Annotated in this window: 11 protein-coding genes; 3 read left to right on the top strand and 8 right to left on the bottom strand. The window is 60.7% G+C overall.

Features of this window, described 5'->3' with window-relative positions; genetic code table 11:
- Window positions 1-6: 6 nt before the first annotated feature.
- Window positions 7-183, bottom strand: coding sequence for a hypothetical protein (locus ACZ5GQ_RS00320; RefSeq protein ID WP_498856687.1), 177 nt, complete (start codon window positions 181-183; stop codon window positions 7-9).
- Between the two features lie 257 nt (window positions 184-440).
- Here ACZ5GQ_RS00320 and ACZ5GQ_RS00315 point away from each other — a divergent pair, with 257 nt between their 5' ends.
- From ACZ5GQ_RS00315 to ACZ5GQ_RS00305, 3 genes are all read left to right on the top strand, one after another.
- On the top strand, window positions 441-1,679 hold the full coding sequence (locus tag ACZ5GQ_RS00315) for a YeeE/YedE thiosulfate transporter family protein (RefSeq protein ID WP_498856686.1): 1,239 nt from the start codon (window positions 441-443) through the stop codon (window positions 1,677-1,679).
- 5 nt (window positions 1,680-1,684) lie between these two features.
- Window positions 1,685-1,954 carry a hypothetical protein gene (locus ACZ5GQ_RS00310; protein WP_498856685.1) on the top strand — a complete coding sequence of 90 codons (270 nt, stop codon included), beginning with the start codon at window positions 1,685-1,687 and terminating at the stop codon, window positions 1,952-1,954.
- Window positions 1,955-2,279: 325 nt separating this feature from the next.
- Window positions 2,280-3,719, top strand: coding sequence for an ABC transporter permease subunit (locus ACZ5GQ_RS00305; RefSeq protein ID WP_498856684.1), 1,440 nt, complete (start codon window positions 2,280-2,282; stop codon window positions 3,717-3,719).
- Window positions 3,720-3,920: 201 nt separating this feature from the next.
- Here the strand turns inward: ACZ5GQ_RS00305 and ACZ5GQ_RS00300 are convergent, their stop codons facing one another.
- From ACZ5GQ_RS00300 to ACZ5GQ_RS00270, 7 genes are all read right to left on the bottom strand, one after another.
- On the bottom strand, window positions 3,921-4,628 hold the full coding sequence (locus tag ACZ5GQ_RS00300) for a carotenoid biosynthesis protein (RefSeq protein ID WP_498856683.1): 708 nt from the start codon (window positions 4,626-4,628) through the stop codon (window positions 3,921-3,923).
- 41 nt (window positions 4,629-4,669) lie between these two features.
- Complete coding sequence (locus ACZ5GQ_RS00295; RefSeq protein WP_498856682.1) at window positions 4,670-7,444, bottom strand: GH116 family glycosyl hydrolase; 2,775 nt, start codon at window positions 7,442-7,444, stop codon at window positions 4,670-4,672.
- Window positions 7,445-7,497: 53 nt separating this feature from the next.
- On the bottom strand, window positions 7,498-8,103 hold the full coding sequence (locus ACZ5GQ_RS00290) for an indolepyruvate oxidoreductase subunit beta (RefSeq protein ID WP_498856681.1): 606 nt from the start codon (window positions 8,101-8,103) through the stop codon (window positions 7,498-7,500).
- Complete coding sequence (gene iorA, locus ACZ5GQ_RS00285; RefSeq protein ID WP_498856680.1) at window positions 8,094-9,995, bottom strand: indolepyruvate ferredoxin oxidoreductase subunit alpha; 1,902 nt, start codon at window positions 9,993-9,995, stop codon at window positions 8,094-8,096. Before iorA ends, ACZ5GQ_RS00290 begins: the two co-directional genes overlap by 10 nt.
- 96 nt (window positions 9,996-10,091) lie before the next feature.
- On the bottom strand, window positions 10,092-11,504 hold the full coding sequence (locus ACZ5GQ_RS00280) for an APC family permease (protein ID WP_498856679.1): 1,413 nt from the start codon (window positions 11,502-11,504) through the stop codon (window positions 10,092-10,094).
- 168 nt (window positions 11,505-11,672) lie between these two features.
- Window positions 11,673-12,092: a hypothetical protein gene (locus ACZ5GQ_RS00275; RefSeq protein ID WP_498856678.1), complete on the bottom strand. Its 420-nt coding sequence runs from the start codon at window positions 12,090-12,092 to the stop codon at window positions 11,673-11,675.
- A 49-nt stretch (window positions 12,093-12,141) separates the two neighbouring features.
- Window positions 12,142-14,298, bottom strand: coding sequence for a 2Fe-2S iron-sulfur cluster-binding protein (locus tag ACZ5GQ_RS00270; RefSeq protein WP_498856677.1), 2,157 nt, complete (start codon window positions 14,296-14,298; stop codon window positions 12,142-12,144).
- Window positions 14,299-14,303 lie beyond the last annotated feature (5 nt).

The raw sequence follows: 14,303 nt of genomic DNA, 5'->3' as shown, positions 1-14,303 counted from the left end.
GCCCTCTTACCCGCCAAGCGACTTGACGAACTCCTTGGCCGCCTCGTCAAGCCTCCTGGAGGCCTCCCTCAGCGCCTGCTCCTTCAGGTCCCTTATGGACTTGATGTACTGCTCGTAGCTCTCCTTAAGCTTCCTGAGGGACTCCTCCTCCTTCCTCTTGAGCGTGCCATCTATGGAGCTCAAGGTGAGCCACACTTTGGCCTTGGGCTCAGGGGTTTTAAAGCGTTGATGTGATCGTCTATAATTAGCTAGTTTTTAAATAAAAAGAATGCTTATATATGTCAAAATCTTTAGATGAATTTTAGATGTATATTTCATTTTAATGCCTTTTTTTAATAAGCTATTAAACGATATTTATAATTATAACGTATTTGATGTAAAAACTCTGTTTGCAATTAGGACCAATCTAGTCAAATAACCTCAGAGAGGTGAGGCATGGGTTGATAACATACACGGCCCCCATGTGGGTGGGCCTCATAATAGGCTTCATAATAGGGGCCGCGGCAGAGGCATGGGGCATCGCTAACCCTGAGACCCTGATACGCCTTGCTAAGTGGGAGGACAGGCTGTTCCTTGACTGCATAGCGCTTGGCTTTGCAATAGGCACGCCAGTGCTCTTCGGCCTCTACGCCCTTGGGGTGGGGTTCCACTGGGGCCCCAAGCCCCTCTACGTGATAGGCGTGGGCCTAGGAGGCGTACTCTTCGGCTCAGGGCTCGCGCTCTCGGGCTACTTCCCAGGATCCATATGGATGGCCCTGGGCGAGGGCAGGAGGGACGCCGTCTATGCTCTGTTCGGAGCCATACTTGGCGCTGCCACCTGGACCGCCATGTACCAGGACCCAGCCATAAGGAAGGCCCTCGTTGGCACCCTCAACTTCGGCAGCCAGATAATAGGGGCCGTCCACCCGAGCGGGGCTGAGTACCTGGAGCCGTGGCCTGGGCTTAACAGGTACTCGCTGTTCGGCATAGCCCTGGTCTACGGCATAATAATGTTCCTCATAGCGTACTACGTCCCAAGGTACAAGGGAGGCTTGAGGAGCTGCCTCAGGGCCAACATAGAGAAGAGGATGAGCCCCGTTGAGATGAAGATGCACGAGGACACCGCCAGGTACCTCACGGACGGGGCCCTGCCATACAAGAAGGGAAGCCTTGCCCAGAAGCTCAACGAGTACTACGCTGTTGAGAGCAACGTGACGAGGTGGTTCATGGTCTCAGTGGCTGGCATAGTTGCCCTGACCGTGGTCGCTGAGATGTTCCTGCACCAGATATTCGGCGAGTCCACTACAGACAGCTGGATAGCCGGCCACCTGTTCATGCCGAACTTCGCCTACAGCAAGATAGTGTTCAAGGGCATTGGATGGGAGCCCTACAGCGACATAGGAACCCTGATGGGCAGCTTCTTCGCTGCCATATTCCTGACTAGGAGGTTCACTGCCTTCAGGAACATAATACCGCCCAGCTGGGCTGAGAGGTTCGGCACCAACAGCGCCGTCAGGTTCCTCGGCAGCTTCGGAGGGGCGTACCTGATGCTGCTCGGCGCCAGGATGGCTGACGGCTGCGCCAGCGGCCACATACTGAGCGGAGGCCTCGAGATGGCCCTCAGCGGCCTCGAGTTCGCTGGCTTCGTGTTCCTGAGCATGGTGCTCGTAGGCAGGATATACTACCAGAAGAGGAGGTGATGAAGATGGCAAAGGTGAGCGAGGAGACGCTGGACAAGATGGACAAGGCCTTCAAGGCAGTGTTCATAATAGCATTCATACTGCAGCTGGTGGTAGCGGCCATAGTGACGCATGACGCCACCACCACCCCGCTGACCGGCTGGCAGGTGGCCTCAGTAGGGATAATAACGGTGATACTGTTGGTGGTAGCTGCCGTAATCTACAGCCAGTACCCGTACTCGGTGCTCGGCCAGCCCGTGGAGCAGCAGGGAGGCCAGCAGGCCGAGAAGAAGTGAGGCCCTGGCCCCCGTCATAATGAGTTTTTTGTTTACCCTTTCCTTTTCTTCCCTCCTCCTTCTTGCTTGCACGCAGGGGCCTCTGCGGCACCGTTAGGCGTCAGCGAACTAAGTTATGGCATGTTGTAGTTCCTGCGTCGGGTCGCCTTAAGTTAACCGGCACAGCCCTTCAGGGCGGCTGTGATTGTCAGGGCGCTTGCGGTCGTGATGACTTTAGCGTGGTCATGCAGCCTCAGAGGTCAGCCGCCTGGCGGCCTTAGGGCTCTTGCGCGTTGACCGTGCTACGCTTAAAATGGCCTGATCTCCTGAACCCTTGGGAAGCTGCTTGCGCCTAACAGCCCCCTACGTGGCCTACATAACGGCCTTTGGAATAGTCCCATTCTTCGCCACCTTCGCCCTCGTTGGCCTTGACTTCCGCTCAGCCCTGGTGGCGCTTAGGCTAGTTCCCGTGGGCCAGGTGTTCCTGAACACGTTCATACTGGCCGTTGCCACCTCAGTGCTTGGCACCCTGATAGGCCTCGCCGCAGCCGTGGCCGTTGACATGCTCGACGTGAAGTACCAGAGGCCCCTCTCCCTATTAACGGTGCTCCCGCACACCGTGCCCTTCGTCTCGGCGGCCCTTATATGGTCCATAAGCCTCTACGGCGGCGGCTGGGGGTGGTTCACCTACCTGCTTCACATAAGCTTCGACCCGCTCTACCTAGCTAACACAGCCCTCTACGGCGTCATACTAGTCAGCGTCTGGGGCGCCATAGCGTTCCCCTTCATAATAATATACGCGACCCTGAGGTCGATACCGCCGGAGATAAGGGAGAACGCCATGATAGACAACATAGGCCTTTCAAGGTACTACGGCGAGGTGGCCATACCGCTCGCGAGCAAGGCCATACTGATAGCCTTTATAATAGAGCTCGCCTTCAGCTTCGGCGCCTTTGACGCGCCGTATGTGCTGACAGGAGGCGGGCCCGGCTATGCAACAACGACGCTGGGCATACTCACCTACGAGGCCGTGTACAACCTCAACAGCTACTCCGCGGGGGCCCTGATAGCGGCCGCCATAGCCGCCCTGGCCACGGTACCTGCCATAGCCCTCTTCAAGGTCCTGAGGAGCAGGCGCACCCTGCTGCCGGCCGTCAGCGTGAGGCTGCCGGACAACGTCTTTAAGGGAATAATGTTGTCGCTGCTCGCGGTCATACTTTTCTTCAACGTCATGCCCATATACTGGATGTTCCTCGTGGCCTTCAGGCCGAACACCCTTGACTTCAGGTCGCCCCCGGTCATGATACCGGTCAAGTTCACCAGCGCCTTCTTCATGCAGGCGCTCAGGGGCTCAGTGCCCTACATGATAAGCAGCGTGGTTGTGAGCGTGGCCGTTGGGGTAATAGCTGTCCTGCTGGCCTCCGGGGCCTCCTATGAGATAGCCAGGGGCAGGGCCTGGGGCTGGCTGCTGCCGCTCTCCATTTACCTCTACGTGCTGCCCCCCATGGCCTTTGTGATACCCCTCTACATAGCCTTCGCCAAGGTACACATGCTCAACACCTGGTGGGCGCTGATAATGGCTATGCCGCTGGGCTACGTGACCTACGCCCTGTGGATAATGAACGGCTTCTTCGTCGACCTCCCCAAGGCATATGACGAGGTCGCGGACCTGTTCAACATAAGGGGCAAGTTCAGGAGGCTCATACTGCCGCTCTCCAGGCCCGTGCTCCTCTCGACGTTCCTTCTGGCGGCGGTAGGCACTGGCACGCCCTCTTCTACCCGCTGATATTCTCAGCGACCCCGTACAACTTCAGCTTCCCGCCTCAGGGGGCCCAGACGGTCACCATATACGCGCTTACAGCCATACAGGAGTCAACCATAGACTGGGGCCTGCTGGCCTCTATGGCCTTAGTTGCCGCCCTGCCCCCCATGGTGCTTGACATGGTGTTCCTGTCGTTGATAGCCAGGGGCAGCAGGGCCAGCGGCCTCAAGTTCCTGTGAGCAGCCCAAGGCCCACGGCCAGCGCTGCAGCGATGAGCCCAGCGGCCCCGGCGAGCCGCAGGCCTGAGACGAAGTCCATAGCTGACCAGGCGGCCGTGTACTCAAGGTAGAAGGCCCTCGAGGCGAGCCACGGCCTAGGCTTAGCCCTCCCCAGCACGCCATAGGCGTAGTAGAAAGTCATGGAGACCACGAACCAGCCTACGAAGTTAGTTACGGGCACGCCGTAGTAGGGCCCCCTCGTCTGCCACACCCACAGGTGGCCCTTTAGTGTGAGGAAGGGGTCGAAGGCCAGGTCCATGGCTACCATTGCCAGTGAGGCGATGACGTAGCTTCCAGTGGCTGCCAGCGAGTAGAAGCCCAGGGAGGCCCAGAGCAGGGGTATGTAGACGGGCACCCCAAAGGCCTTGAGGCCAAGGCCCTCAGTGTAGTAGTACTTCCCAAAGGGGAGCCCGTAGTGAACCCCCAGGAACTCGAAGGTATAAGATATGGCTGCCGAGGCTGCCAGGAAGTAGAGGGTCCTCCTTCCGCCCAGCTCCGAGTAGGACGTCAGCAGGTAGAAAGCCACAAAGAAGATGGGTGTTGACACTATTGCCGCGATGAACCTGAGCGGCTGAGGCACGTCAAGTACTGACAGGAGGAGGAACGGAGGGTAGGCAGCCGATAGGCCCCAGGCTACCATCCTAAGCCTGTTCAAGCTAAAGGCCCAGGTGAGGCCGTGACCTTCAGGTTAAAAATTCACTGGCCCAGGCTGACCTCCAGCACGTCCCCTGGCCTCAGCGTGATCTCCTCCGAGAGCCCCAGCGCGCCGTCCTTAACGTAGCTCGCAGGGACCTCTGAGCCGTTGTACTTCACTGACGCCCTGCAGCACTTGACGTCAAGCCTGATTGAGGAGACCCTGAGGCCTGTGCCCTCAAGGGCCTTAACCGTGAGCGAGCCACTGCAGCCCTCCCTCCTGTAGCTGACGCTGAGGAGGTTGCCAGCAACCATCGCTGGGCCCCTGAAGCTTGGGCCGCCAAGCCTTGGAGCTACGGTGAGCTCCCTGCGAACGCCGTCATATGTGACGCCCGCTATGGCGTTGGGTATCGTGAGGGCGGCCAGCGGCCTGGAGTAGTGGCCGTCGCACTCCAGGTGGTTGAAGTAGAGCCCCCACGACCTGTACCTGTCGTGAATTGACCTGAGGACCTCCATGGCCTCCTCCACCATGCCCTCGTAGAGCATCTGGGAGGCGACGCCGAACTCAACGCCTGTCCAGGGCGTGTCGGCCTGCGACGACACCCTGTTTAATATCTTAGTTCCGTTGGGCTCCTCGACGTCGCCTACCATTGATGGCCTCGGGGAGCCTGGGTATGTGCCGTTGAGGAGCCCCTCCCACCTCCTGAAGTTGGCCCTGTAGACCTCCCTGAGGGCTGACCTCACCTTCTCGCTATCAATGCCGTCGCCCAGGCCGAGCATCTGAAGGTACCACTCGCCGGTGAGCTGCGCGGAGAGGACCGCCCTGTCCCTCAGGCCGCTCTCGGGGTCGTACCAGTCGTCAAAGTACCTGCCGTTCCACAGCAGCTTGACGAGGCTATCGTAAGCCCTCGAGGAGAGCTGCCTGAGCTCCTCGGCCCTCTCCAGCCCCTCCCTTGACGCCGCCTCAGCGGCCGCCCTGAGCGAGGCCGCCCACAGGTCCCCGGTGAATGAGGCCACGCCGAGGAGGCTGAAGTTGTCAAACGTGTTCACAGAGTTCATTACGAACTCAGGGCCTGAGAACAGCAGCTTGACAACGTTGCCGCCGTAGAAGCCAGGCACGAGGCCCTTCTCGGCTGCCTCCTGGGCCACTCTTGAGAGGCCCTCGTAGTCGGACGGCATGTAGTGCTCTATGAGCCCGGTGCCCCTGGCGTCGTGCTGCCTCCTGGTACCATCTATAACTGTCAGGACGTCGCTCCACAGAGACCTGAGGTACTCCCCGTCGCCAGTTGCGTAGTAAGGCAACATTGCTATGAGAATGAACTCGGGCATGAGGTCGTTCCTGTCGTAGCTGTCTATCAGGTTAAAGGAGGCCCTGAAGGAGTGGGGCACCCTGCCCGTGGGGTCCCTGCCGGTCCTCCTCACGACATCAGCTATGGCGGCAGAGAACTTGGCTGGGTCGTTCTGTATTGAGGGGTCCTTCCTCAGCATCTCCCTGTAGAGGCTCATGTTCTCGTGGAAGCCGAGGGCGAAGAGCTCATAGTAGTAGTGCTTGTCTGGCCTCAGTATGTGCCTGGCGACGTCCTTAGCAGCGACCTTGACGAGGTCTGGGTACATGTTGACGAGCCCGGCGAAGGCCCAGAGGACAACGTCAACCGTGTTGATCCCGCAGCATCCAGGCCCTCCCTCCCACAGGCCGAAGTGGCCGTCCCTGGTGAACCAAGAGAGCTTCGGGATGCTGGTCAGCTGGGCGGTCACGAGGTCTGAGACCCAGTCATCATATGAGACATCGTACATCGCGCTTGAGAAGGCCTCCAGCCTGGCTATCAGCTCATGCTTATGCTCAAATACATAGGAGATGACCTGCCCCACGTCGCTGAAGAAGTTCTCGTAGTAGTGCCCGACCCTCTGGCCTGAGGCGTCTACGTGATTAGGGAAGTACCAGGCTATGACCCAGTAGAGCTCCTCGGAGGACCCAGGCGCCAGCTCCACGGGCGAGGTGGCCACGGCAGAGAACACGTCAAGGTCTGAAGTGACGCTCGAGGGGCCGCTGAGGAAGCCGTCGCCCCTGAAGTCAACAAGGAGCCTCCTCAGGAAGTTAACTAGCTGGGGCCTGTTGCCGGCGTCAACTGACCCCACGGCGCCTGAGGAGGTCGAGCCCAGGGAGGCCACCCCCAGGGCCCCTCCCGCCATGGGGTGCCTCTCGTCGACGCAGCACGCGCTCATTATCATCGCGGTCCAGCCCGGGCCCTGCCTCACCTCGCTCGATGACCTGCCTCCAGCTGACCTGGCGGGGTTCCTGGCAATCGCCATTATGGAGGCCTTGACCCTGGACCTGCCCCTGTTGGTCACCCTGAACCTGAGTATGACTGCAGGCACCGACGAGTTCCTCAGGTCGCCTGGCAGCAGCGGCGAGTAGGCGTCAAGGCTGACCTCAACGCCCAGCTCGTCTAGCAAGGAGTCCCTGTAGCTCAGCGTCACCCTGGGGTACCTGACGTCCATCTCTACGCCCTCAACGCCCTTGGCCCAGGGCAGGTGGTAGGGCTCAGCCACAACCCAGGGGCCGCAGCCCCTGTAGGTGTAGTCCTCCGCGGAGCCGTACCAGAGCCCCGTAAACAGCCCCCTGAGGAGGGGCTCCTGGCCCTCAGGCTCAAGCCTCAGGAAGAACACGAGGTCATCGGGGGTCATGAACCACTGCGGCTGGCCGTAGCCGGCCCAGGGCCTGTTGTTGAAGATGAGCCACTCCCTGAACCTGCCGTCAGGCCCAACCTCAAAGGAGCCCGTGCCGAGGCCTCCCATGGGGACGCCCGCGAGGGAGGTCTCATAATATGATATGCGCAACTGTACACACCACAAAGAAAGGCAAGGGCAAATATATAAGGCTATGGCTGTAATTATGGCCTGAGCCTCACCTGGGAGCCCAGCCTGATGCCCTCCTCAAATGCCGCCAGGTTCTTCTCTGCCATGGGGAGCTCCTGCACCTTGGCCCTTATCCTCTCAGGCTCAACGAAGCCGTCCAGGGCCCCAGTGCCTACAAGCGCCCCAAGCATTACCATGTTCTCAGCCAGGTAGCTCCCGACCTTCTCGGCCACCTCCCTGGCGGGTATCACAGCGTACCTCACCCCGGCCCCCTTGAGCGCCGCCTCTATCTGCTGCCTCTTCAGCGGCCTGAGGCCAGGGGTTGGGGGCATCATGAGGGTGTCGGCCGTGAGCAGGACGCCGCCCTGCCTGAGGTAGGGCACTCCCCTGACGGCCTCTATCATCTCAAAGGAGAGCACCACGTCCGCCTCGCCCCTGGGCACGAGGGGGGAGTAGACGTCCCCCAGCCTCACGTGGACCTCCACGGCCCCTCCCCTCTGGCTCAGCCCGTGGGTCTCGGCCACCAGCGCCTTGCAGCCGCCCTCCACGGCTGCCTCCCCGAGGACCCTGGCGGCCGTTATGAGCCCCTGGCCGCCGACGCCAGTCATAACTATGTTTATTTTCCTGTGGCTCACATCCATGCCTCCTCCCACCCCTTGCCCTCCTGGACAACCTTAACTATGGCCTTGTACGGGCATATCTCAGCGCAGACCCCGCAGCCGCTGCAGAGGCTCGGGTCTATCCAGGCCTTCCTGTCGTCCTTGACAAATATGGCCGGGCACGAGAAGGCGTTGTAGCATATGCCGCAGGCTGTGCACTTGCTGTCCTCGACCTGGTACAGGGGCACCTGGATCTTGGCCTTCCTGGCCCTCCTCAGGGCGTCCAGCGCACAGGCCCTCCTCGCAACTGCCACCGCCGGCTTCCTCTCCTTGACCACGTACTCGAGGGCCTCAGCCATAGCGTTTGTGGCGCCGTTTATGTCGAATGGGTCAAAGGTCACGACCTTCTCTATGCCTATGCCCTTAGCTATGCCCTCTATGCTTATAACAGGCGCCTCGTCACCCATTGCAGTGACCCCTGACCCTGGGTCAGGCTGCTCCCCAGTCATGGCAGTGGTCCTGTTGTCAAGAACCAGCAGGAGCATGGGGGCCCTGTTGTACAAGGCGTTTATCAGCCCGGGCACCCCGGCGTGGAAGAAGGTCGAGTCGCCGATTATCGCTATGGGCATCTGGTCCTGGGCCGTGTGCGCCAGGCCGTTGGCGGCGCCCACGCTCCCTCCCATCTCAATTATTATGTCCTGCTCCTTGAAGGGCTCGTAGAGGCCGAGGCTGTAGCATCCTATGTCGCCGCTGTATATGGCCTTGATCCTCAGCCTGTTGACTGCCCTCCTCAGGGCGTAGAAGGTTGCCCTGTGCGGGCACCCTGGGCAGAAGGCGGGCGGCCTGGGCGGTATCTGAAGGTCCACCTTGTACAGCCTGGGCTCCTCAACGGGCAGGCCAAGGAATGACCTCACGGCCCTCCTGACGCGGTCAAGCGTCAGCTCCCCGGCCAGGCCCACCAGGTCCTTGCCGTGAACCTCGGGCGTCAGCCTCTCCTCCTCCAGGGCCTGCTTCAGCTGGCCCTCGACCACGGGCTCAAGCTCCTCCACCACCAGGATCCTCTTGACGTTGGACAGGGCTTCAACAACGAATGACCTGGGGAACGGCAGCGGCGTTGCTATCTTAACGACCTTAACTTTGTCGGCCTGGGGGCCAAGCTCCGAGAGGGCCTCCTTAACGAAGCCGTAGGCGACGCCGTCAGTGACTACTGCTACGTCGCCATCTCCCTCGACTCTGTTGAACTGGCCGAGGCCGGAGAACGTCTTCCTTATGTCCTCCCACTTCGATATGAGCTTCTCCCTCTGCTCCCTGGCAACCGCTGGCACGAGCGTCAGCCCCCTGGCCCTCTCAAACTTGCCCGTCGTCCTGGGGGGCCTCAGCGGCCCGAGGACCACGGGCCCTCTTGTGTGGGACACCCTGGTGGTGCTGACCATCATGAACGGGTGCGAGAACTTCTCGCTGAGGTCAAGGCCAAGCACGGTGAGGTCCTTGGCCTCCTGCGGGTCGCTCGGCGTTAGCACGGGCACGTAGGATATGAGGCCGTAGTACCTGTTGTCCTGCTCGTTCTGGCTGCTCCACATGCTCGGGTCGCCTGCTACGAAGACCAGCATGCCGCCCCTGACGCCGGTGTAGGCTATGCTCATGAGGGCGTCAGCAGCCACGTTAAGGCCGACGTGCTTCATGGTAGCTATGCTCCTGACCCCAGTCAAGGAGGCGCCGTAGGCGGCCTCCACGGCTACCTTCTCGTTGGAGCTCCACTCGACGTAGATGCCAACCTCCTTGGCGACGTCAGCCAGAGACTCTATTACTTCAGTTGATGGGGTTCCTGGGTAGCCAGCTGCGAAGCCGCCGCCGGCCTCAAGGAAGCCCCTGGCCACCGCCTCGTTGCCCATCAGCAGGGCTGTACTCCCGGCCCTACCCAGTATGCGATACAATAGCGGGTCCCAGGTAGCTATGGCAGCTGAAAATTAATTAGTTGTGTATTAGCAAAAAAGTTTTTGATCCTACGCATTTAACATCGCAGCCAAGGCTTAGCCTTCCTGGGAGCCCCTGACAGGGGCGCTCACTGAAGGCATGGCAGGGGGCGAGACCTTTATTGTGCCCGCCATTATCATGGCCGCCACGGCTATGGCGAAGAGGCCCGTGACTATGGCCGCCACGTTTATTGGGTAGGCCGGCGGGTAGAAGCTGTAGTAGATGCCGAAGAGCAGTATTACAAAGGACACCACCGGGGCCAGCACGTGGTACACTATGTTGACCTCGCCAAGCCTCCTGTAGAAGAACGGCAGGGCCACGTCGCCAAGCATGTGGCCAACGAAGAGGGCTATGGCTGAGGCGTTTATTAGGAACAGGAAGCCGTTGAAGGGACCCATAGCGAGCCCCGCGGCAAGTATCACTGCCGCCGAGAGGCCGGAGAGCAGCAGTACGCCCTTGTGGGGCGTCCTGTGCCTCGGGTGCACGTCAGCGAGCCAGGCCGGGGCAGCGCCGTCCCTGGCCAGGGCGTACAGGAGCCTCGAGCTCGAGTTCAGTGGCGCCAGGGAGCCTGCCACAAGGCTGTTAAGCATGAACGCCAGGAGCAGCACAAGGAACCAGACACCTATGTACTTGTCTGCCAGTATAAGCCCTGGGACGCCCGAGGGGGCGAAGCTGCTCATCTTGCTCAGGCCCCAGGCTATAACCATGGCGTAGGAAGTGAGCACGAAGACGACGCCTGTTATGAGGAAGCTCACCAGGACTGCCTTCTTGACGTTCCTCAGCGGGTCCCTGGTCTCCTCAGCTATGTAGACGGCCGCCGAGGAGCCCGACATGGAGAATATGGCAAGTATCATGCCCTCAAAGACAGGGGCCCAGCCGTGGGCCGGCCCAGGGGTGAAGGGGGCCAGGCTAAGCCTGCTAGAGAACTTGACAAGGAGTATGAGCGAGAACACTATCAGGAGCGTTATCTCAATAACCGACGTGTAGAGGCTGTACCTTGTGGAGGGCCTTATGCCCAGGTAGGCGGGCAGCGTTATCAGTGCCAGGAAGACTAACGACACTGGTATCCAGAACCACCACGGCAGGCTCACGCCGAAGAAGGTGCTAAGCATAGATGGCAGGAAGACCCCACCCACGAAGAGCACGGCGTTAGTTATGGTGTTGAAGTAGGAGAAGAGGTAGAGGTAGCCCGTGAAGGTGCCAAGCCTGCGCCCGAAGCCCTGGGAGACGAACTCGTAGAAGCCGCCGGCGCTGCTTATCTTCCTTGAGAACTGGTAGGGCACGTTGATCCAGGCCAGGACGCCAAATATACCTATTATATATGCTAGCGGGAGCGAGCCGAGGGCGTACTGGGCGGCCCCCGTGAGGGTCGCGGCGACGGCGCCCAGGGGCGCTATCATAGCTATTGCTTGGCCCAGGAGCTCGTTATAGCCTATGGCGTTCCTCAGGAGCCCCTTACCTGACGACATATAAGTTCCCCAGCGGCCTACCCCGGGGCTGCCTATAAAATGTTCACAGTTTCTGAATAAGTTAAAACGATGTAATGCCCTAAATAATATCCTGTTGACCTGGCCGTTTCTGCTAGAATACGTACTGCTTCTTCCTTACAGAATTCCAGGCCCTTATACGTTAAGGCCTCAGTTTACCCTGTCCAGGGCTATTGACATGACTGACCTGGTCCTCTGCCCAACGCCCCTGACCTGGAGCTCGGACCTCTGCGAGAGGTAGTCCAGGTACTCAAGCAGGCTGTTGTAGAAGCTCACCCTGTTGTGGTCGGCCACCCTGTTATACTTGCACTCGCCCTTGGTGCCGGTCACGGCCAGGGACATGGGGTCTATGTATATGAGCACCTCGGCCCCCCTGTTGAGCTTGCCCATGTCAGGTATCACTATAATCTCGTGGGGCCTGTCCACGTATATGCTCTTGACCACGTCTATGTCTATGGCGTCCCTGAGGAAGTCGTACCTGCCCGCCTTTACGTCCCTGTAGACCCTCTCGAAGAGCTCGTCGAGCTCCCTCCTGAACTCATAGCACTCGTCCTCTTCCCAGCTGCTCAACCGCAGTGCCCAGTCATGGTAGGCGTCGCAGGTTTTTAACCGAGGGCGCTTACGCCGCCATCCGCCTAAGGTCGACCCTCGCCAGGCCCCTGGCAATGGAGTTGTAGTCGGGCAGCGGGGGCTTTACAAGGGACCTTAGCTCGTCCCAGGCGTCCTTGGCAGAGGCGTACTTACCCTGGTAGCCGAGGACCTCGAGGAGCCTTGAGGCCACCTCCCAGCCCCTCAGGGCGCCGTTAATGACCGTGTTGCCCCTGGCCAGAGTCAGCCTGCCGTCCGCTGAGACGTAGACCCCCTCCTCCTCAACGTGAGAGGCCAGCGGCAGGTGGAACTTTGAGGCATAGCTCACGCCAACCCCAGCTGTGGGCGATATGGAGACCACCAGCGGGACCCTTGACATGGCCTCGAGTATCGACTCCCTCATGGGCGAGGGCGACGCCAGGTCGTAGCCTATGACTACTAACGCCCTGAGCTTCCCGTCCCTGGCCGCCTCCAGCATCTCGGCCGAGCTCATACCAGGCTCCTCCGGCACCTGGGCCCTCCACGCGGCTCCCAGCTCCTTGGCCTCGTCAAGCCTAAGGCCTCCCGGCAGCCTTGACGGGCTCACGCCAAAGGCCACGGCCTCGTAGTTGTCAAAGTAGGACAGCAGCGGCATGAAGCCCGAGCCCTCCCTGCTAAGCGCTCCTGAGAGGGCCGCCAGGCTTAGGGCCTCTGAGCCGACGCCCGGGGTGCCGTCAAGCTCAGCCACTATAATCAGCCTCTTAGCTGAGGCGATGGCGTCGGCCGCCGCCCTCACTGCAGCCTCGTCGACCCCTGCCTGCCTTGACGCCCTTGAGCCTCCCAGGGACCTCAGGCTCAGCGCCAGCGACGCGGCCCCAGCCAGGTACCTTGAGGCGCCGGCGACGTCTACCCTGCCGCCCTCAGCAAGGGAGGCCTCCACGGCCCTTATGGCAGCCTGCACGGACTCCTGGCCTGACTCCACGAAGACGTCCGCGAAGCGCGACAGCTTGTCGTCCTTAGTAGATATGACCACCAGCCTTGAGTAGCCCTGGAGGGACTGCCTCCTTATTGCTGAGGCCAGGGCCGGATGGTACTCCTCCACCTGGCCTATGGTAACAATAACGTCAGCGTCCTGGACCGCGCTGAAGGGCGCGGTGGGCAGCGGCCCGCCTATCGGCGCTAACTCCCCAGTTGACGGGAGCAGCGTCGAGGCGGTGTCGATATTGTTAGTTCCAAGGCCTGCCCTGGCGAGCAGCTGGGAGAGGTAGTAGGCCTCAGCCGTCAGCCTCGACGACACTATGACGCCCACGGAGCTGGGCCCTCCCTCCCTCACGGCGTCCCTAAGGCCCTGGGCCACGGACCTCAGCGCGTCGTCCCAGCCAGCCTTGGACCACAGCCCGTTGGACCTGGACCTGGGCCCCTCGGGCCTCTCGGGCACGTAGACGAGGTCCTCCCAGTGGTACCTGCCCTTGAGGCACTCGGCCGAGAACGGGAGCTGGCCCCTCTCGCCCTCGACGTAGACGGGCCTCGAGCCGGAGAAGCCCACCTTGACGGGGCACGAGAGGGAGCACATGGAGCACGCCGTCTCCCCCCACCTGTCAGGCGCGGCTGACGACATCACCTTGTCCACTATGGCCCCGCTGGGGCAGACGTCCACGCACGCCCTGCAGCTTATGCACGAGCTGGTGCCGAGCCTGCCGGTCTCAGGGATGACAACGGTCTGCTGGCCCCTGTACATGGCCCTCCATATGAGCCTCCCTATGTACTCGTCACACACCCTGACGCAGTTGTAGCAGAGGACGCACCTGCTGAAGTCGAAGCGGAGGAGCGGGTGGCTGTCGTCAACTAGCCCCGGCTTCTCCTCGCCGCTTGGCTCAACGCCGTACCTCTTGAAGAGCTCCGCCAGCCTGCCCCTGGCGTCCCTGGGGTGCCTCTCTGCCAGCATGCTCAGTATGGTCTTCCTGTGCTCTACAACCTCCGGGGTCTCCGTTGAGACCTCCATGCCGTCCTGCACGTAAGTGGTGCAGGCGGTCACGAGGCCCCTGCCCTTGACCTCCACGAGGCAGAGCCTGCAGCTACCATATGGCGAGAGCCTCTCGTCGTAGCAGAGCGACGGTATGTCTATGCCGGCCCTCCTGGCGGCGTTGAGTATTGTTGTGGGCTTCTCCAGCACGACCTCCCTTCCGTCAATTATAACCCTCACGGGCACGGCTA

Source organism: Caldococcus noboribetus (assembly GCF_055389385.1).
Note: the sequence above shows the minus strand (reverse complement) of the source record. Positions and strands in the feature narration are given on the sequence as shown.